Annotated in this window: 13 protein-coding genes; 4 read left to right on the forward strand and 9 right to left on the reverse strand. The window is 66.4% G+C overall.

All coding sequences use genetic code 11. From position 1 onward, the window contains the following. Positions 1–213: 213 nt before the first annotated feature. Entirely contained in the window at positions 214–597 is a 384-nt protein-coding gene (locus OG884_RS02665) for a carboxymuconolactone decarboxylase family protein (RefSeq protein ID WP_326641752.1), read from the forward strand. 119 nt (positions 598–716) lie between these two features. Here OG884_RS02665 and OG884_RS02670 read toward each other — a convergent pair whose 3' ends face one another. Further along, positions 717–1,976 carry a nucleotide sugar dehydrogenase gene (locus tag OG884_RS02670; RefSeq protein ID WP_326641753.1) on the reverse strand — a complete coding sequence of 420 codons (1,260 nt, stop codon included), beginning with the start codon at positions 1,974–1,976 and terminating at the stop codon, positions 717–719. A 631-nt stretch (positions 1,977–2,607) separates the two neighbouring features. Here OG884_RS02670 and OG884_RS02675 point away from each other — a divergent pair. Beyond that, positions 2,608–4,758 carry a DUF4082 domain-containing protein gene (locus OG884_RS02675; RefSeq protein WP_326641755.1) on the forward strand — a complete coding sequence of 717 codons (2,151 nt, stop codon included), beginning with the start codon at positions 2,608–2,610 and terminating at the stop codon, positions 4,756–4,758. Between the two features lie 151 nt (positions 4,759–4,909). Here the strand turns inward: OG884_RS02675 and OG884_RS02680 are convergent, their stop codons facing one another. Next, positions 4,910–5,977, reverse strand: coding sequence for a glucose-1-phosphate thymidylyltransferase (locus OG884_RS02680; protein ID WP_326641757.1), 1,068 nt, complete (start codon positions 5,975–5,977; stop codon positions 4,910–4,912). Between the two features lie 133 nt (positions 5,978–6,110). After that, positions 6,111–6,575, reverse strand: a complete 465-nt coding sequence (locus OG884_RS02685) for a GtrA family protein (protein ID WP_326641759.1) — start codon at positions 6,573–6,575, stop codon at positions 6,111–6,113. Positions 6,576–6,667: 92 nt separating this feature from the next. On the opposite strand from OG884_RS02685, the gene OG884_RS02690 reads away from it, so the two are divergent. Then, positions 6,668–7,660 carry a glycosyltransferase family 2 protein gene (locus tag OG884_RS02690; RefSeq protein WP_326641761.1) on the forward strand — a complete coding sequence of 331 codons (993 nt, stop codon included), beginning with the start codon at positions 6,668–6,670 and terminating at the stop codon, positions 7,658–7,660. On the opposite strand, the gene OG884_RS02695 is transcribed toward OG884_RS02690, so the two are convergent. The 3 genes from OG884_RS02695 to OG884_RS02705 all read right to left on the reverse strand — a co-directional run bounded on the left by OG884_RS02695 (position 7,611) and on the right by OG884_RS02705 (position 11,805). Further along, a complete protein-coding gene (locus OG884_RS02695) occupies positions 7,611–8,402 on the reverse strand; it encodes a GNAT family N-acetyltransferase (RefSeq protein WP_326641764.1) in 792 nt (263 codons plus the stop codon). The two genes, OG884_RS02690 and OG884_RS02695, sit on opposite strands and share 50 nt — an antisense overlap. Further along, positions 8,402–9,556, reverse strand: coding sequence for a dTDP-4-amino-4,6-dideoxygalactose transaminase (rffA, locus tag OG884_RS02700; protein ID WP_326641765.1), 1,155 nt, complete (start codon positions 9,554–9,556; stop codon positions 8,402–8,404). Before rffA ends, OG884_RS02695 begins: the two co-directional genes overlap by 1 nt. Before the next feature lie 74 nt (positions 9,557–9,630). Continuing rightward, positions 9,631–11,805, reverse strand: a complete 2,175-nt coding sequence (locus OG884_RS02705; protein WP_326641767.1) for a hypothetical protein — start codon at positions 11,803–11,805, stop codon at positions 9,631–9,633. Positions 11,806–12,313: 508 nt separating this feature from the next. Here OG884_RS02705 and OG884_RS02710 point away from each other — a divergent pair. After that, entirely contained in the window at positions 12,314–15,862 is a 3,549-nt protein-coding gene (locus OG884_RS02710; protein WP_326641769.1) for a DUF4082 domain-containing protein, read from the forward strand. A gap of 207 nt (positions 15,863–16,069) precedes the next feature. Here the strand turns inward: OG884_RS02710 and OG884_RS02715 are convergent, their stop codons facing one another. From OG884_RS02715 to OG884_RS02725, 3 genes are all read right to left on the reverse strand, one after another. Further along, the gene (locus tag OG884_RS02715; protein WP_326641771.1) at positions 16,070–18,220 is read right to left on the reverse strand and encodes a hypothetical protein; all 2,151 of its coding nucleotides are present in this window, start codon (positions 18,218–18,220) and stop codon (positions 16,070–16,072) included. Positions 18,221–18,408: 188 nt separating this feature from the next. Continuing rightward, on the reverse strand, positions 18,409–19,659 hold the full coding sequence (locus OG884_RS02720; protein ID WP_326641773.1) for a hypothetical protein: 1,251 nt from the start codon (positions 19,657–19,659) through the stop codon (positions 18,409–18,411). Between the two features lie 341 nt (positions 19,660–20,000). Then, positions 20,001–20,267, reverse strand: coding sequence for a hypothetical protein (locus OG884_RS02725; protein ID WP_326641775.1), 267 nt, complete (start codon positions 20,265–20,267; stop codon positions 20,001–20,003). Positions 20,268–20,306: the final 39 nt, after the last annotated feature.

Consider the following 20,306-nt stretch of genomic DNA (forward strand, 5'->3'; position numbering starts at 1 on the left):
AGGGATCGCACCGGCGGTCCGGGAGCGATCATGTTGCGGAAGACGACGGGACCTGTAACGCCGGACGATCCCTGGTACGACATATTGCTACATGGTAGGACTCTGAGGGAGAAAGATCTCTCCCTCGCGCTGGAACCGGCACCGGCCAGAGGGGTGAATACCCCCTGGCCGCCCTCGCCCTGGAACAGCTGGCCGACGGACTCGGAGTGCCCCATGAGCGATCACGCGGATGACACCGCTCCTGACCGCCGGACCCGCGGATTGGAGATCATGAAACAGGTCTACGGCTGGGATCACGTCGGGGACGGGCCGGGCGACTTCTTCGGGATGACCGTCGAGCACCTGTTCGCCGAGGTGTGGTCCAGGGAGGGGATCTCGACCCGCGACCGGCGGCTGCTGCTGGTCGGCCTGCTCGTCGGGCAGGGCATGGACGACGAGGTCGGGCTCCAGTTGGACGCGGCGCTGAGGACCGGCGACCTCACCCCCGACGAACTGCGCGAGATCGTCATCTTCCTCACCCACTACGCCGGGTGGCCCCGGGGAGCCAAGCTCAACGGCCAGGTCGAGGAGCTGATCGCCCGCGTCATGAAGTCCTAGCCCCCGCGGAGTCCGGCGGGGCCACCGTCGTCGACCTCCTCTCGGCCCGTTGGGGGACCGGGATTCCCCGCGCCGCCGACGCGCCGTCCCGAGGAAGGCGCGCGGCGGGGCGAGGTGGGTCACAGCCTCTCGACGTTGGACCCGCGGCAGCGGTTGCGGGTGTCGAGGACGAAGGCGCTCGCCCGTTGGACGAGCTCGTAGTCGAAGCAGTCGTGGTCGCTGAGAACCACCACCGCGTCCGCCGCCGCCAGCTCCCGTTCCGAGAACGCGACAACCTCGATGTCCTGCGGCAGCAGGAAGCAGTCCACGTGCGGGTCGGCGGCCCGCACGTCCGCGCCCAGCTTGCGCAGGCCCCTGACCACGTCGATCGCCGGTGACTCGCGGCAGTCACCGGTGTTCTTCTTGTACGCGAGGCCGAGCGCGAGCACCCGGCTGCCGTTGACCGGCTTGCGCAGCTGGTTCAGCGCGAGAACCAGCCGGTGCACGACATGGTCGGGCATGTGGTCGTTGATGTCGTTGGCCAGCTCCACGAACCGGAAGTTGTGCCCCAGGCTGCGCTTGACCTTCCACGACAGGTACGACGGGTCGATCGGCAGGCAGTGCCCGCCGACACCGGGCCCGGGAGTGAAGCGCAGGTAGCCGAACGGCTTGGTGGAGGCGGCGTCGACGGCCTCCCAGACGTCGATGTCGAGTTGCCTCGCGAAGATCGACAACTCGTTCATCAGGGCGATGTTGACATGCCTGAAGGTGTTCTCCAGGAGCTTGCACAACTCGGCCACCTGCGGCGAGGAGACCGGGACGACCTCGCCCACGATCCTCGCGTAGAACGCCCGGATCCTCTCCAGGGACGCCTCGTCGACGCCGGAGACCACCTTCGGCGTGTTCTCCAGGCGCCAGCGCGTGTTGCCCGGGTCGATCCGCTCGGGACTGTAGCCGAGGTGGAAGTCCTCCGGCGCGTGCAGCCCGGAGCCCTCCTCCAGCAGTGGCAGCAGGTACTCCCGGGTGGTTCCCGGATAGGTGGTGGACTCCAGCACCACTGTGGCGCCGCGCCGCAGCAGCGGGGCCAGCGACTCCCCCGCCTCGCCGATGTGGCTCAGGTCGGGAACGCCTTCGCGCAGCGGCGTCGGCACGGTTATCACGCAGACGTCGAACCCCTCGGCGGCGGCGTAGTCGGTGGCGGCCAGGTAGCGGCCGGAGCGGTGGGCCGCGGCCAGCGTCTCGTCCCCGATGTCCTCGACGTAGGACTCGGCGGCATCGAGCCGTTTGACCTTCCGGTCGTCGACGTCGATGCCCACCACGTCGAACCCCGCCTCGACGGCCCGCATCGCGAGAGGCAGACCGACATAACCCTGGCCGATCACAACCAGTTTCTCTCTCACGGCAGAACCCCCGTCGATTCGAGATGAGATACGACCTCGACTGTAGGAGTCTTGCTTTCCCGCACCGCCCATCTTGTCGCTCTCCGGGCGTGTCGCCCAATGCCCGGAGTCATTCAGGCACGCGAACGAGACCGATCCCGCCATTGAAAGCAGGATTAAAGTCCTAAATAACCACTCAATAACTTTAAATACATATTTATATATTTTATGTATATGCAGCAACCAATCGACGGGCGGTCAGACGGGCTTCCGCCGCTCCTCCCCACCTCATCTCTCCATCCCCCCGAACAGCACAGAGATCAATTTAGTACCGAAAAATAAGTAATATCAGGAAGTACTGCCGAGTAAATTTTCTATCAGCCGCATATCGAGATATGACCTTCTTGATCGCGCACAGGCTCGCGCACACCCCCCTCCACGGCACAGTCATCAGCGTGTCGCACGGCGTCCTTCGCCACGTGACAACATTTCGGCGATTTACCTTTCAACCGGCCTTTAATCGCCTCCTGGGATTAATACCACAAATCACAGAAGCCCGATAGCGGCCTCAAGTTCCATTCATGACAGCTCGCAGGTGACGGACCGTACCGGGCGCCTGACACAGCACGAGATCAGTGAGGAGTTGTGTCGCATGTCAAAACCCGTTCGCGACGCGCTCGACCAGACGACAGACACGACCACGACCACGACCACGACCACGACCACGACCACGACCACAGTCGACGCCGGGCGTCCCCGGCGCCTGCCGCTTTCCCTGCGCCGCACGCGAGCCTTTGGCCGCACCGTGCTGAAGGCGACCGTGGTCGCCGCCCTCGCGATGGGCGCGGTCACCGGCACACCGGGAAGCGCGAACGCGGCCGACAGGAGTACGCGCGCGATCGATCCGGTGGACATCGGCAGCGCCGCCTCGTTCGGGGTTCTAGCCGGAAGCTCGGTCGGCAACTCGGACTCCACCACAGTCACCGGCGACCTCGGGATAAGCCCGGGAAACACCCTGGTCGGCTTCCCCCCCGGCGTGGTGTCGGGGAGCACGCACCTGGCCGACGCCACCGCGGCGCAGGCCAAGGCCGACGCGGTCGCCGCCTACAACGACATCGTCGGGCGCGCCCCCACCGCCACCGTGTCCCCCCAGCTGGGCGGGACGACCAAGGGGCCGGGCGTCTACAACAGCACCAGCGGCAACTTCTCGATCGACGGAACCCTCACCCTTGACGCCCAGGGTGATCCGGGCGCCGTCTTCATCTTCAAGTCGACCATCCTCACCGCGGCCAGCATCAGCAACATCGCCCTGCTGCGCGGCGCCCAGGCCGACAACGTCTTCTGGCAGGTCGGCGACACGGCGACCCTGGGGACGTACTGCACGTTCCGCGGCAACATCCTGGCGCAGAACTCGGTTGGGGTGAACAGCGGCGCCAACGTCATCGGCCGCGCCTTCGGGCTCGGCATCACGGTCTCCATCCAGGGCACCAACAGCCTGCCGCACACCCGCGTCACCGTGCCGAACGACCCGCCGACCACCACGAACCTGACCGTCTCGGCGAGCTCCGCGTGGACCGGGTACCCGATCACCCTGACGGCCGCGGTGCAGGCGGTCAGCGGCTCGATCGTGCCGGCCGGCGAAGTGGTCTTCAAGGACGGTTCGACGGTCCTCGGCTCGGCCTGGCACGACGACCAGGGCCCCGCCCGGATCACGGTATCCGACCTCGTCGGGGGAGAGCATCAGATCATCGCCGTCTATCTCGGGGGCGACACCTTCGACCACGAAGCCCTGATCCACTTCGCGCCGAGCACGTCGGTGCCCGTCACCGTGAACATCTCGGACAGCCTGTGGGACAACTCGGGGACACCCGCCGCGTCGCAGGCGGATCCACAGCCGATCACCGTCGGCGTCAAGTTCAGGGCGACGACGAGCGGGACCGTGACCGCCGTCCGGTTCTACAAGGGCGCGCAGAACACCGGCACCCACACCGGGAGCCTGTGGACGAGCGGCGGCAGCCTCCTGAGCAGCGCCACCTTCACCGACGAGAGCCCCACCGGCTGGCAGCAGGCCACCTTCGCGACACCGGTGCCGATCACCGCCGGCACCACCTACATCGCCGCCTACCACACCACGTCCGGCAACTACTCGGTGACCCGGCCCTACTTCACCACCTCGCAGACCAACGGCCCGCTCGTCGCCCTGGCCAACGGCACCGAGGGCGGCAACGGCGTCTACACCTACGGTGCGACGAGCACCTTCCCGACGAGCAGCGTCCAGGCGACGAACTACTGGGTCGACGTCGTGTTCGTCCCGACGAACAGCCTGTGGGACAAGGTGGCGACGCCCGCCGTCCTGTCGCAGCCCGACTCGCGGGGAACCACCCTCGGCGTCAAGTTCAAGCCGACGACGAACGGCAAGGTGAGCGGGGTCCGGTTCTACAAGGGCGCGCAGAACACCGGCACCCACACCGTGCTCCTGTACGCCGCCAACGGCGAGCGGCTGGTCGGCGCCACCTCCACCCCCGCCGACGAGACCGCCACCGGCTGGCAGCAGGTCAACTTCGCGGCACCCGTCAACGTCACCGCCGGCACCACCTACATCGCCGCCTACCACACCACATCCGGCAACTACTCGGTGACCCGGCCCTACTTCACCTCGCAGTACGCCAACGGCTCCCTGGTCGCTCTGGCCAACGGCGCCGAAGGCCCCAACGGCATCTACCGATACGGCATCACCGCCGGCTTCCCGTCACTCGGCTACCAGTCGACGAACTACTGGGTCGACCCGGTCTTCAACGAGTGACCCGGGCCCTTTCCGCCCCAGGTTCTCCGGTGGCCGGCTGACACCCGGATCCGACGCCACTGTCAGGGCGCCCGCTCCTTGGAGCGGGCGCCCTGACACCTGGGCGTCCGGTACCACCCGACGAACCCGGCAGCGCCGGCGACGAGGGCTCTCAGCCTCGCACCTGGATCCTGCTGTGGTCGCCCACCATGAGCTCGTGGGTGTTGGACACCCCGGCCGCGCGACTGACCTCGACGCTGCGCCCGATCAGGGAGTGCGCGACGCGTGAGACGCCCCGCACCGAGGAGCCGTCGAGCACGATGGAGTATTCGATCTCGGCGCCGTCGACCAGGCAGCCGGAACCGATCGAGGTGAAGGGGCCGACGTAGGAGGAGAGGATCTTGGTGTCCGCGCCGATCACGATCGGCCCGCGGAGGATCGAGTTCTCCACCACCGCGCCCGCCTCGACGACGACCCGCCCAGTGATCTCGCTCAGGCCGTCCACGGTTCCCCTGACGTCGGGCTCGACGCGTTCGAGGACGATGCGGTTGCACTCCAGCATGTCCTGGAGGCGTCCGGTGTCCTTCCAGTAGCCGCTGACGAGGTGCGAGTGGACCCGGAAACCGTTGCCGACGAGCCAGGAGACGGCGTCGGTGATCTCCAGTTCGCCGCGCGCCGACGGGGTGATCGCCCGAACCGCCTCGTGGATCGCCGGGGAGAAGATGTAGACCCCGACGATCGCGAGGTCGCTGCGCGGGCGCTCCGGCTTCTCCTCCAGGCCGATGATCTCACCTTTCGGCCCTAGCTCGGCCACCCCGTAGAACTGCGGTTCGGCGACCCTGGTGAGCAGGATCTGCGCGTCGTGGTCGTTCCGACGGAAGTCGTCCACCAGACCGGTGATGCCGTCCACCAGGAAGTTGTCCCCCAGGTACATCACGAACGGCTCGTCGGCGAGGAACTCCTTGGCGATCAGAACGCAGTGCGCCAGCCCGAGGGGAGCCTCCTGGGGGATGTAGGTGACGTCCAGCCCGAACCGCGAGCCGTCGCCCACCGCGGCCCGGATCTCGTGGCCGGTGTCGCCGACGACGATGCCCACGCCGGTGATACCGGCCTGCCTGATCGCCTCAAGCCCGTAGTAGAGCACCGGCTTGTTGGCGACCGGGACCAGTTGTTTCGCCGAGGTATGGGTCAGCGGGCGCAACCTCGTCCCCTTGCCGCCCGCCAGAACGAGTGCCTTCAACGCTCTTTGGGTCCTTCCGCGAAGAACGCATGACCGTGCGGCCACATGTCCGCCGGAGTTTATCGAGAACCAGAATCGACGCCTCCGCACCGGCCCGCGTCTTTACCGAACGGTGCATGACGTGTTGCCGATTTCAAACTCTTCCTCGATTACGGAACACCCAGGCCCGATTTATCGCATAACTCAGCGGCGGACTCGTCGCTATCACCACCCCCTGGGCCACCATGACCGGGATCCCGGCGAGCTCCACCAGAAGCGGGACCCCGATGACGGACACCGCCAGGAAGCTCAGTCCGACCGCATAGAACCGCAGGTAGCCCCCGATCCAGGAGTCCCCGGAACCGCGGAAGACCACCAGCCGGTACCAGGGGTAGACGATCACCACGGTCGTCAAATGGCTGACCACGACCAGGAAAAGATAGGGGACGCGATCTTCAGCGGCCAGCAATCCTAGGCCGAGGAGAGCGCAATACACCACGGCCGTCATGGCGCCGGCGAGCAGGTATGTGATGCGGTGGTCACCAAAGGCCGAGATCACGGCCAGCCGCCCGAAAAGCGAATTATCGTTCCGGGCGGTTCTGTTTTCGACTTCAACCATGTGACGGTCGCTCCGGATCGTGATCCGACAGTGGGGCAAAAAAGGATTGTAGTAGGCGGCGAACAATAATCGGGGGATTAATGTCGGTGTCGGTGGTTATTCCGTGTTACCGCTCCGCGCGGACCCTTCCGGCGCTGGTGGACAGGCTCATACCGGTCCTGCGTGGCCTGTCCGTCCGGCACGAGGTGATCCTCGTCGTCGACGGAGGCCCGGACGACACCTGGGAGACCGCCGCCGAGCTGACCCGCCGGTTCGACGCCGTCAGGGCGATCCGGCTCTCCCGGAACTACGGGCAGCACAACGCGCTGGTCGCCGGCATCAGGGAGGCGGCATTCGAGGTCGTCGTCACCATGGACGACGACCTGCAACATCCGCCCGAGCAGATCCCCCTGCTGCTGGCCGCCCTCGAAGGCGACCGCCTCGACCTCGTGTACGGCGTCCCGCACGACGAGGAGCACGGGTTCCTGCGGAGTCTCGCGTCCCGGTCGGTCAAGGCCGCCATGGCCGGTGCGCTGGGCATCCGCACCGCGCGCACGATAAGCGCCTTCCGGGCCTTCCGTACGCACCTGCGCGACGGCTTCGAGGACTTGTCCGGGCCGCACGCGTCGATCGACGTGGCCCTGTCCTGGGCCACCGCACAGGTGGGCTCCGTCGGCGTGCACATGAACGAGCGCGAGCACGGGCAATCGAACTACACGCCGTGCCTGCTGGTCGGGCACGCGATGAACATGCTCCTCGGTTACAGCACCGCTCCGCTCCGCGCGGCGAGCTACCTCGGATTCCTCGTCGGCGTGATCGGCCTGGTGCTGGGGGGCGCCGTCCTGTGGCGTTTCGCCGCGGGCGACACCACCGTGGCCGGGTTCACCACCGTCGCCTCGATGGTCGCGCTCTTCTCGTCCGCCCAGCTGGTGTCCATCGGAGTCCTCGGTGAGTACATCGGCCGCATTCACGGAAACGGCATGGGCCGCCCGACGTACGTGGTGCGCGAGCGTGCCGGGTCGCCGGCCGCCGCCCTTCCCCCGCGGCCCGGCGGCCCTAGCCTTCCCGCGCACGCAGGAGCCGGCTCCGGACCAGATGAACGGTGAGGAAGGTCTGGACGGGCTCGAATCCGTACCTCGCCCATGCCCGCTGCACCCGCGTGTTGTGCCCCTGGGTGGAGATGACGACCTCTGCCGCGCCACGTGCCAGCGCGCGGTCCTCGACGGCCCTGAGCAGGTGGGCGTACAGCCCACGCCCCTGCGAGCCGGAGACCACCCCGGCCAGCAGGATCTCCGTCCGGGGGCCGTCCTCCTCCAGCGTGGCCAGCCCGAGCACGCGCGGACTCTCCGCTCCCGCGCCTCGATCCTCCAACGCCAGACATCCCCCCTCGGCACAGGATCTCAGTGCCCACTCCTGATAGCCCGCCAGTGCCTCCGCGGCGTCGAACAGCGGATTGGCCAGGTAGTGGTTCCCGTACGCGCCGAAGATGTCGGAGACCAGCGCCTTCACCGCGGCGGGGTCGACCGGTTCCGACGTCCGCAGGTCAGGCGACGGAGCGGGCTCGCGCCCCCGCCCGGCGCGCAGGCGCCAGTACACGAGGGAGTCCGCGAACACGGCCGTCCTGTCGAAAGCGGTCAGCTTCGCGAACCAGCCGACGTGTTCGGCCGGATACCGGAGCACGACGACGTCCGCGGCCGACCCCAGGAGCGCCTCGGCGATCGTGGAGAACGGTGTCCCGGCCTCCGCGGGGACGGTGAGCCGCTCCACGGAGCATCCGAATCGGACCGATTCCAACGGCGACTCCACGGCCCGTACGGCCCGCGACCCGATCATGTCGCACCAGGCCATCAGCTCACCTCGTAGGACCGGACGGCGTCGATCACTCGTGCCACGCCGCTCTCGTCCAGATCGGCGAAGAGCGGCAGCCGGACGAGACGGTCGGCGACCCGCTCGGTGACCGGGCAGCCGCCCGGGGCCACCCGGCCGAACCGCGCCCCAGCGGGCGCGGCGTGCAGGGGCTGGTAGTGGAACGTCGCCTGCACGCCTTCGCTCCGGAGACGGCCGATGAAAGCCTGGCGGTTCTCCAGGTCCGGGAGCAGCAGGTAGTACAGATGCGCCGGATGCGCGCAGCCTTCCGGGATCGCCGGCTGGGAGACCCCGTTTTTGATCGCCCAGTCCGCCAGGTCCTCGTGGTAGCGGTACCAGACGGCATGGCGCCGTGACTGGACCTCCTCAAACGACTCCAGCTGTGAGGTCAGCTGTGAGGCCAGGACATCGGACAGCAGGTAGCTGGAGCCGATGTCCACCCACCGGTACTTGTCGACCTGGCCGCGGAAGAACCGGCTGCGGTCGGTGCCCTTCTCCCGGACGACCTCGGCACGCGCGACGAGACCGGCGTCGTTCAGGAGCAGCGCGCCTCCCTCCCCGCACTGCACGTTCTTCGTCTCGTGGAAGCTCTGCGCGGCCATACTGCCGAACGATCCAAGCGGCCGGCCCCGGTAGAACCCGCCCAGGCCGTGGGCGTTGTCCTCGATCAGGGTGAGGGAGTGCCGGTCACAGAGTTCGGCGATCTCCCGCATCGCGCACGCGATGCCCGCGTAGTGGACGACCACGACGGCCCGGGTGCGATCGGTGATCGCGGCTTCGATCAGCCGCTCGTCCACGTTGAGGGTGTCGGGCCTGCAGTCGACGAAGACCGGGACCGCCCCGCGCAGCGCGTAGGCGTTGGCCGTCGACACGAAGGTGAACGACGGCATGATCACCTCGTCGCCGGGCTGGAGATCCAGCAGGATCGCCGACATCTCCAGCGCGTGCGTGCAGGAGGTGGTCAGCAGCACCTGGCCGGCCCTGGTGATCTTTCCGAGGAGCTCGGCCGCCCGCCGGGTGAACGGCCCGTCTCCGCAGGTGGATCGCCGGCGCACGGCCTCCCCCAGGTACTCCAGCTCGTTCGTCGAGATGTGCGTCCGGTTGAAGGGGACCATCGTCAGGTCGGTTACGTTCACGGCCGAAGTGAACAACGAAAGGCCCGTCCGACACGCGTCGCGCCGTCGTTCCTTGGCGATCCATTACGCAAGTCTTAGATCACGCCGGTCTGTCCGTCGGCCAGCCGGTAGAGCGCGTAGTCGCCGGAGCGGAACCTCGGCTCGGCGAAGTCCCCGATCTTCGAGCCGGGGTCCAGACGGCGTTCGTCGACGAGGAGCCAGCGCACCCCGTACTCCTCGCGCAGGCGTCGCATCGCGGACGCCGAGGGCGCGCGGAAGGCCTCGTCGTTCGCCCGGAGCCGCTCGCCGTCGGAGAAGGGCAGGTACTCGGGCAGCAGTCCCGGACGCCAGCGGCCCATGTTCGCGGAGGTGTACGTCCATCCCTCGACGAGCACGCGCCGCTCCGACAGAGCCGCCGCCCAGAACTGACGGCTGTCGCACGGATCCTCGTACCCCCAACGGCAGTACACGTTCGTGGCGACCAGATCGTCGGTGCCGGAGTGGGCGCGCAGCCACCGGGCCACCGTCACGGCTCCTTCGGGAACGTCCTGGGGCGCCACCGGCAGGACCTCACCGAAGGGACGAGCCACCGGAACGTCACCCGCGACGGGCAGGACGCGCGCGCACCAGGCCGCGGGCGCACCGACCGCCGCGAACGCGACGAGCAGGAAGACCCAGTTCCGGAGGGCTCGGCGCCCGGTCGCGACCAGCACGGCGGCCGCCAGGGCGACAACGCCGAGCAGCACGGCGTAGGGCAGGTAGAGGGCGAACTCCGACCGCCCCGCGCTCAGGGGAGCCCGGACGTCGCAGAGCGCGCGGATCAGACAGGCGGCCACCACCCCTGCGCCGACCGCGCAGGCGACCCTCCTGGAGGGCATCCGCGCCCGCCGCACGGCGACGACGAGCCCGTAGGCCGCGACGATCATCAAGTAGGGATAGGTCGCCCCGAAGAAGTAGAGCTGGCCGAGATGAGGATGGCCGAGGAGCAGGACGGCGGCGGTGGACGCGGCGCCCATCCCGAGCAGCAGGACCACCATCGGCCGCAGCAGCAGTTTCGGCCTGCACAGCAGCCCGAGGACCCCGCACCAGGTCACGGCCAGGCACACCAGGTACAGCGCGGTGAGACCCAGCAGCGAGGCCGGCGTCGGCTCGGCCGCGCCGGCACCGCCGGTCAGCTCCCCCCAGGCCCGGCGCAGCATGGAGAGGGGGTCGACCGTCATCGCCTGCCGCGCACCGCCGAACAGCACCGCCTGCGCGTAGCCGAAGCACACCGCGGTCATGGCGAGCGCGGCGAGCGCCCGCCACGGCGGCCGGCGCCGCCTGACCATCTCGACTCCGGCGACGGCGGCCAGTCCGGCGGCCAGCAGCGGCAGGTGGGTGGCCTTGGCACCCATGACCGCCGCCAGGAAGACCCCGAGCAGGAGCCATCTGCCGGCCCGGCGTCCGCGGCCGTCGAGCAGGTCGGCGAGGAGCAGGACGACCGGGGCGAACAGCATGGCGCCGAAGGTCTGGGTGAGTCCCGTCCAGGACTGGAAGCCCCTCCAGGTGAAGTTCCCGATGTTCACCCCCAGGTAGAGATTCGGGGCGGTCATGAACACCGTGCCGACGACGGCCAGGAGCGTGGCGGCGCGGGAGCCGGTGACCCGCCGGGCGACCATGGCCAGCAGGATCAGCAGCACGGCCGTCATGGGCAGCGCTCCCAGGCGGAAGAGCAGCACCAGGGGTTCGATGCCGGTGATCCAGCTGGACGCGGCGAAGTGGGCGTAGATGAACCAGTGGTAGAGCAGGGGTTCGCCGGCGACCATGGGCACGGTCGGGGGCACGTGGTGTTTGAGCTCGCCGATCAGGGCCAGGTGGAAGGGCATGTCGACCGAATAGGTGGCCAGGGCGGGCCAGGCGAGGGCCTGGCCGCGGAAGAAGCGGACCACGCCCAGAGCGGTGAGGTAGGCGATGGCCAGGGCCAGTGACCATGACCACCACATGGGGGCCGCGGGGCGGGGCCGCCTCTTCCAGTGCCGGCGCAGGCGGGGCACGGCCAGGAAGAGGACGTAGACGGTGACGGGCCAGGCCAGGGTGAGCAGGGGCAGGCCGGCGGCGCGGGCGGCGAGGTAGGCGGGTATCTCCAGGGCGTAGCCCAGGGCGACGCCCAGGGCGAGCTCCTCGGCCAGGGTGCGCTCACCGCGGTAGACCGCCCGGATGATCAGGGTGCCGGGCAGGGCCAGGCCGAAGGCGAGGTAGGCGGCGAAGCGAATGATATCGTCGGCCGTCACCTCGTGGAGAAGGAGCGCGGCAACGGTGAGGGCGACGACGAAGACCGCGGGCAACCAGCGCGGTACGGCTCGGATACCCGGGATCCGAGGCGGGGCAGGCCGGCGTTCACCGCGGCGCGGCTCACCTGCCTGGGTGACATGTGCGGGTGGCGGTGGGCTCGGCGCGTGACCCCGCGCCGGTGACGTCGTCTCCATGAGCGCAAGCATGATGACGCCCGTCCCCCGGACGACTCCGGACGCAGGCTTTCGGTGGTTTTCTTGCCAGTCCTTTATGTGAGGCCAGGGACGGGCTGTTTGGACTTCCAGCTGATATTCCCGCCAGAGAAAATCACCTTTATCTCAAAAGTAGTCCTCTAGACCAATATTGGAGCGAAAACCCTTTTTGTAAAGAAATCGCCGTTATTCAAATATCATTTCCGGCGTAACCTCGGCGTGCTTGTCTCTTTTCTGGTCGCTACTCCGTCCCGGGCGGAGATGTACACCCCAGAAAGTGCCCGGGAGGTCACATATGCCACAGAACCCAGACGACGCCGGGAAGGCCGGCTGCAGACGACGGTCGCCGCTGACCGTGCCGATCCGTTTCCGAACCGGTGTCCTCGCCGCGATCAGCCTGCTCTGTGCCGCCTGGAGTCCGGTCCCCGGCACCGGCGCGGAAAGCGGCACCGTGACCGGCAAGGCACGGGAATCGGTCACCGCCGTGGACACCGACGTCCGGCACCGCGGCGACGCCGCCGAGCGGGCCAAGCGGAAGATCATCGCGAACGCGTCCCCCCGCTCCCGGGCGCACCGCGCGGACTGCCCGCCGACCTCGGTCATCTGCCTGGAGAACAACCTTCCCGGCAACCCGTCCAGCGAGTGGAACATCCCCGGAGGCGGCAGCACCGACATCCAGGGATACGTGACCAACATGAGTGTCAACAAGGGGGAGATCGCCCAGTTCAAGGTGAACACCCAGTCAAGCGACTATCGCGTGGACATCTATCGCATCGGGTACTACGGCGGCATGGGCGCGCGGAAGGTGACGACGGTCCAGCCCTCGGTCCCGCTGCCCCAGGCCCAACCGGACTGCTTCACCCAGGCGGCGACCGGGCTGGTCGACTGCGGGACCTGGGCGGTGTCCGCCTCGTGGGCCGTGCCGGCCGACGCGGTCTCCGGGGTCTACATCGCGAATCTGATCCGGGAGGACGGGGTGAGCGGCGCCAGCCAGATGATATTCGTGGTCCGAGACGACGACCGCGGATCGGAGATCCTGCTGCAGACCTCCGACGCCACCTGGCAGGCGTACAACAGATACGGCAACAGCAGCCTGTACTCCTCCTCCATCTCACCGGCCGGACGGGCCTACAAGGTCAGTTACAACCGGCCGTTCATCACCCGCATCTCCGGCTGCTGCGGCGGTTCGGTGGAGAGCTGGTTCTTTGACTCCGAGTACCCCATGATCAGGTGGATCGAGGCCAACGGCTACGACGTCAGCTACACCAGCAACGTCGACACCGCGACGCGCGGCTCGGAGATTCTCGAACACAAGCTCTTCGTGTCCTCCGGCCATGACGAGTACTGGTCCAACGAGATGCGGAGCAACGCCACGAGCGCCCGGGACAACGGCGTTCACCTGGCTTTCTTCTCCGGGAACGAAATTTTCTGGAAAACCCGCTGGGAGAACAGCAGTGACGGGACGAGCACCCCGTATCGAACTCTGGTCTCCTACAAGGAGACGTTGGCGAACGCCAAGATAGACCCGTCCCTCCAGTGGACCGGCACCTGGCGTGACCCGCGTTTCTCCCCGCCCTCGGACGGTGGAAGGCCGGAGAACGCCGTCACGGGGACATGGTTCAGGGTCAACGGCGTCGCCAACGACGCGATGACCGTCCCCGCCGAGTACGGCAAGATGCGCCTGTGGCGCAACACGTCCATAGCGACCCTCCCGGCAGGGCAGAAAGCTGTCTTCCCCAATGGAACGCTCGGCTACGAATGGGATGTCTCACCTGAGAACGCGGTCGAACCGACCGGCCGGGCCAGGCTTTCCGGAACACTGGTGAACCTGCCTTCCAAATACCTGGTCGACTACGGCAGCACCTACGGCGTCGGAAGCGCGACACACCACCTGACGCTTTACCGGAGCGCGAGCGGTGCGCTCGTCTTCGGCGCGGGGACCACCCAGTGGGCGTGGGGGCTGGACGCCAACCATGATCGGGCCGGCTCCCCCACGGACATCCGGATGCAGCAGGCGACGGTCAACCTCCTCGCCGACATGGGTTCCCAGCCCGCGAGCCTCCAGTCCGGCCTGGTCCCGGCCACCGCGTCGACGGACACCAGTCCGCCGACCTCGGCGATCACGAGTCCGGCGAGTGGAGCCTCCGGCACCGCGCTGACGACCATCGTGATCCAGGGAACGGCCGCCGACACCGGAGGGGGCGTCGTGGCCGACGTCGAGGTCTCGGTCGACGACGGCACCAGCTGGCTTCCGGCGACGGGCCGGGAGAACTGGAAGTACCGCTGGACACCCTTGAGTTCTGGAACCTTCACGGTCGCGGTTCGAGCGGTTGACGACATCGGCAACCTCCAGGAGATCCCGACCACGATCACGGTTACCGTGGACCCGTCGTGCAGCGCCTGCACTCTCTGGCCGCCCAGCACCGTGCCCGCCACCGCCTCGACAGCCGACGCCAACGCGGTCGAGGTCGGGGTGAAATTCCGGACCACGTTCGCGGGCGTCATCAGGGGCATCCGGTTCTACAAGGGCCCGGCCAACACGGGGACGCACATCGGCAACCTATGGAGCTCGAGTGGGCAGCTCCTGGCGAGCGCGACCTTCACCGACGAGACGGCGTCCGGCTGGCAACAGGTGAACTTCGCAACGCCTATCACAGTAACCGCAGATACCAGCTATATCGCCTCCTACCACACGGTTCCCGGAGGTTACTCGATAACACGCCCATATTTCTCATTGCCCTACGCGCATGGCCCGTTCGTCGCACCGGCGAGCGCGGCATCGGGCGGTAACGGCGTTTACACCTACGGCGCGACAAGCAGCTTCCCGACCAGCACCTACCAATCCACCAACTACTGGGTCGACGTGCTGTTCGTGCCGGCTAGAAGTCTGTGGGACGACCAGACGATCCCGCCGGTCGCCTCTCAGGCCGACAACCGCGCCATCGTGGTCGGCGTCAAGTTCAAACCGCTGACGAGCGGCACCATCACGGGCATCCGATTCTACAAAGGCCCGCAAAACACCGGAACCCATACTGGAAGCCTGTGGACGAGCGGCGGGCAGTCGCTCGCGAGCGCCACCTTCACCAACGAGGCGGCATCCGGCTGGCAACAGGTGAACTTCGCGACACCAGTCGCGGTAAACGCGAACACCACCTATATTGCCTCTTATCACACTATATCTGGCTATTACTCGACAGAAGCATCGTATTTTGCTGAAAGATACCAAAACGGTCCACTCCTCGCGCTCCAGAACGGCGATGAGGGCGGTAACGGCGTTTACACGTACAGCGCGACGAACACCTTCCCGACCAGCACCAGCGAGGCGACCAACTACTGGGTCGACGTGGCCTTCGTGCCGTCCGGAAGCCTGTGGGAGAACAAGGAGGTACCCGCCATCCCGTCCCAGGCCGACAGTCAGCCCGTGTCGGTCGGTGTCAAGTTCAGGGCGATGACGAGCGGCACCATCAGGGGCATCCGATTCTACAAAGGCTCGGAGAACACCGGAACCCACGTCGGAACCCTGTGGACGAGCGGCGGGCAGTCGCTCGCGAGCGCCACCTTCACCAACGAGACGGCATCCGGCTGGCAACAGGTGAACTTCGCGACACCAGTCGCGGTAAACGCGAACACCACCTATGTCGCCTCTTACCACACAGTGTCCGGGCGCTACTCGGTAACGCGCCCATATTTTTCCACGCAATACACGAACGAGCCGTTGCTGGCGCTCGCAAGTGGCGCGGAAGGCGGCAACGGCGTCTACACGTACGGCGCGACGAGCACCTTCCCGACCAGCACCTACCAGTCCACCAACTACTGGGTCGACGTGGTGTTCGACGCCGATTAGCGTGACGGTGAACCGGCGCGTGTGACGCCGTCGCCGGTCACCACCTCAGCGCATCGGGCCTGTCGGCCACGATGCGGAAAGGCGCGATCTCCGGGCTCAAGATGAACCCGGAGATCGCGCCTTTCCGCCCCCGATATCAGCCCTGATCGCGGAATCGAATGCCGCAGGCTTCGACATCGCTTTTCCGAACCACCTTGTCGATCTTGGTCATTTCAAGTCGCCTGGAATCTCATAAACGGCGTAGTCGCCCGACGTGAAACGTAGGTTCGCATAGTCATCGACCTTCCGTTCCGGATCCATCCGGCGTTTGTCGGCGAAAAGCCAGCGCACTCCATATCGTTCTCCCAGGAGCAGGACCGACTCCCGCGAGGGCGCGAGGAACACCGCGTCATTCGATCGGACTCGCTCACCGTCCCAGAACGGCTGGTTTTCCAGCACCGTGCCCGGCCGCCAGCGATCCCAGTTCTTCGCGGTGTACGCCCACCCTTCGAGGAACACCCGTCGTTCGGTCAACGCCGCCACCCACGAGTGACGGCCGTCGCAGGGAACCTCGTGCCCCCAGCGGCAGTGCCCGTTCGTGGCGATCACATCGTCCGGGCCGGAATGATCCCGTAGCCACCGTCCGGCGGCCAGGGCCCCCTGCGGGATCGCCTCGGCCGCCGGCTGTCTGACCACCCCGTCCAGATCGTCTTCGGCGACGCGGTGAAGCACGGAAAGGACCCGGGTGTGCGCCGCGGCGGGCAGGCCTATGCAAGCGATCATCGTCAGGGCGAGCGCCCACCGGCTCCAGCCCCGTCTGGTGGCGATCAGGACGACGACCGTCAACAGGACGAAACCCAGCAGGACGACGTACGGCAGGTACAGGGCGGCGGTCGTCTGCCCGGGCCGCCGGGGAATCTCGACACCGCAGAGAAGCGGAATCAGGTAGGCGGCCAGCACTCCGACCCCGGCCGCCACCGCCACCGCCCCGCGCGACGCACGCGCCTGACGTACGACGACGAAGAGCCCGTAGACGGAGACGATCGCCATATAGGGGTAGGCCGCTCTGAGGAAGTAGAGCTGATTCCCATGAGCGCTTCCGAACAGGAGGACCCCCCCGAGACCGGCGGCTCCCATACTCAGCATGATCACCACAGCGGGACGCAGCAGCAGGCTCGGCCGGCTCAACAGCCCGAGCACTCCGCACCACGTGACGATCCAGCACAGCAGGTATACCGATGTGATGCCGACCGCCGTCGCCGGGGTCAAGTCGACGGCAGAGGGCCGGCCGGTCAGGTCGCCCCAGATTTTTTCCATCAGAGACAGGGGGGCAAGGGTCACCCCCTGCTGCGCGCGCCCGAAGAGGACGAATTGCGCATAGAGGAAACACATCGTGGTGATCCCCAGCGCGATGAGCGGGGATCTCGGCAACCGGCGGCTCCTGATCGCCTCCACAGCGGTCACCGCGGCCAGTCCCACCACCAGCAACGGCAGGTAGGTCGCCTTGGAACCCATCACCGCCAGGAGGAAGACCAGCAGTAGGAACCAGTTACCGGCACGGCGTGATCGTCCCTCCAGAAGATCGACGAGCAGGAGCACCACCGGTGCGAACAGAACGGCCCCGAAGGTCTGGGTCGGGCTGGTCCATGCCGCGTCCTGAATCCCTCCCCAGGTGAATATCCCGTTCGTTCCCAGATACAGGCTGGGAGCCGCCATGAACATCGCACCCAGGACAGCCGCCAGCGCGCCTGGACGCGAGCCGATGACCCGGTGCCCGAGCATGCCCACGAGGACGACGAGTGCGGCCAGCATGGGCAGCATGGCCAGCCGGAGAAGCAGAACCACCGGTTCCAGGCCGGTCACCCAGCTTCCGGCCGCCAGGTGCGCGTAGATGAACCAGTGATAGAAAAGCGGTTCCCCGGCGACCCCCGGCACCGTGGGGGGCACGTGGTGCTTCAGCTCACCGATCAGAGACAGGTGGAAGGAGCTGTCGACATGGGATGCCCCCAGCCCCGGCCAGGTGAGCGCATAAGGGCCGAAGAACGTGATCGCGCTCCAGGCGACCAGATAGACGACCGCCAGCGCCAGCGACCACGACCACCAGATGGGGGCGCCCGGGCGAGGGACCCCTCTCCAGTGTTTCCGTAGCCGGGGCACGGCGATGAACAGCGTGTACGCGCTGAGTGGCCACACCAGGACGAGCAGCGGCGCATCGACGGCCCTGGCGAAGACATAGGCGAATATTTCCAGAGAATAACCGAGTGTTAATCCGAGGGCGATCTCCTCGGCCAGAGTGCGGACACCGCCGTACAAGGCCCGGATCAGCAGCACGCCCGGGAGAGCGAGGCCCAGTGCGATATAGGCCCCAAAAACGACCATATCCCAGGCGGAGACACCATAGAAACTCAGAACGGCAGCGGTGAAGGTTCCCGCGAACGCCGTTGGCAGCCACCCTGACCTTAAAAGATGCCGCCCGCTCCGCGGTAACCTGTCTGATCGACCGGCTCTCACCGGTTCGGATGGGATCGGCACAGAACCATGAGCGGGCGAGGTTATCTCCATACGCCCTAGCCTGGTGACGCGGGCACCTCAGAGGTGTCTCGGACACGAGCTTTCGAAAATTTCTTTTCCGGTCCTTTGTGCAGGGTCCACGCCACCGCCGAGAGCACGCTTGTGACCATAAGGATCGGCATGCGCTGGCGGAATATGAGGCCGATGTTTCCCATGGTGGTGGCATAGGCGACAATGCCCGGAACAATGAACAGCAGGAGGACGAAGAGCATCCTGCGGTCGTAACACCACATCCGGCGAGCCCCCCGTACGGCACTGTAGAGAAGGAAGTACCAGATAAATGCTTCGATCTTCCCCAGCTGCAGCATCATGCTCCCCTCCGTCCAGGGGAACGGAGACAGAAGCGTGTACAGAAGTTTGGAACCGAGCGCACCCCACGGGTTACCGTCGTCCGCGAACGTCACGCCTGAATCCTGACTGGAGATGGAACGACGAACGGTATCCGACTGCCCGTACTCCAGCTGATCTTCCATCGTTTCCAGGACGCCGATGCCGGCGAAGTCGCCAAAAAAGTAAAGGGTACCGACCAGCGCCATGGCGAAGACGGTCATGATACGCGGAGACAGTGCCCTCCGGGAGCCCAGGAGGCTGAGCAGCAGAGGTGGCATGCACATGAAAACCATATAGGGCCGTACGTGCCACAACGCCCACATGAACGGTACGAGCATGAACAGCTTACGCATGTCAAAGCGTTGCATGTTCGAACAGGACAGACCGAGGCAGGCAACCACCAGGAAAACACTGAAACCGTCCTTGAACATGTCGGACGTGTGCACCAGGAATGCCGGTGTGAATGCCGAGAGGACAAGCAGTAGAAAAGCCGCTCGCTCGTCCGCGCCGAGCAGTCGCGCAAACCTGTAGATGACGATGCACAGCGCACAGGCAACGAGAGCGACGAGAGCCGTACAGGCCAGCGGGGCCTTCCCGCCGCACAGATAGATCACAATCGCGAACAGGTTGCACGGCAGGGCCACGGACTTCTGAATCTCGCCCTCTCCGGGAACGACGAAGTCAAAACCCTGCCGCCGCCATTCTTCGACGATCTCCATGGCCTTGATCTCATAGATCAGGTTGTCCCCGCCGTACCACATGCCTCCGTTTCGGATCAGCAGAACATGGATGGCCAGCCTGACCGCGAAAGCCGCCAACAGCACCGAAAGCACTCGCCCCGCCACACCCGTCTCGAAGTTCACCTGAACCAGAAACACCAAAATAATTACACAAAAAGCAACAAGAATGTATTCCATACACAATCACCTCCAGCCCGTCTCAACGTCACCCGCCGCAGGCCCCCTGGAACGCGGCATGCATCTTCGCACTCCGGAAACCTCCGGAGACCTCCGGGAATCCAGGCGCCCGCTCGGCGGCCCGACAGCGCGACCCCATGGCACCGCCTCTCTTCGAGAAGGATATGTACGATGAACTCCAAATCCTGCTGTCATCGCCTCGGATAAAACACACGGATCAGGCAGTATGACCCCGCGAACAGGTATCGGCACGACGACACGACGAGAATTTGCCTGCTTCTCACAGGTATTACCATCACTCGAGGCGGGTGGCCCGAGGCATCTCACCCTCGGATGCCACGTCATGACAGGCAGGACAACCTCCAGCATGCGCCGATCCGGCCTTCCGCCCGCAGCGCCTGGATCATGCGCAGGTAGACGATGGGAAAACATTTCGCCACCGCCGTTACGGCACCGCCCGGCAGGTCGGATTCCGGGCTAGTTTCTCCGGTGTACCCCGGCATGATTTCCACCTGATCGGCTGGAGAAAAGATGTGGAGACGGTCTATTCCACTGCCGAGGCGATCCTGCTGACCTATGGCAGCCAGGGCACACTTCTCCACTCTCATCACCGACCACCGGACACGTGCCAGACGAGCACCTGTCCG

Source organism: Streptosporangium sp. NBC_01755 (assembly GCF_035917995.1).
Taxonomy (GTDB): Bacteria; Actinomycetota; Actinomycetes; order Streptosporangiales; family Streptosporangiaceae; genus Streptosporangium.

Excerpts from the sequence above, each read along its gene's own strand:
- OG884_RS02710 (WP_326641769.1), top strand. The coding sequence starts at position 12,314 with ATGCCACAGAACCCAGACGACGCCGGGAAGGCCGGCTGCAGACGACGG.
- OG884_RS02675 (WP_326641755.1), top strand. The coding sequence starts at position 2,608 with ATGTCAAAACCCGTTCGCGACGCGCTCGACCAGACGACAGACACGACC.
- OG884_RS02725 (WP_326641775.1), bottom strand. The coding sequence starts at position 20,267 with ATGAGAGTGGAGAAGTGTGCCCTGGCTGCCATAGGTCAGCAGGATCGC.
- OG884_RS02720 (WP_326641773.1), bottom strand. The coding sequence starts at position 19,659 with ATGGAATACATTCTTGTTGCTTTTTGTGTAATTATTTTGGTGTTTCTG.
- OG884_RS02665 (WP_326641752.1), top strand. The coding sequence starts at position 214 with ATGAGCGATCACGCGGATGACACCGCTCCTGACCGCCGGACCCGCGGA.
- OG884_RS02695 (WP_326641764.1), bottom strand. The coding sequence starts at position 8,402 with ATGGCCTGGTGCGACATGATCGGGTCGCGGGCCGTACGGGCCGTGGAG.
- OG884_RS02715 (WP_326641771.1), bottom strand. The coding sequence starts at position 18,220 with ATGGTCGTTTTTGGGGCCTATATCGCACTGGGCCTCGCTCTCCCGGGC.
- OG884_RS02685 (WP_326641759.1), bottom strand. The coding sequence starts at position 6,575 with ATGGTTGAAGTCGAAAACAGAACCGCCCGGAACGATAATTCGCTTTTC.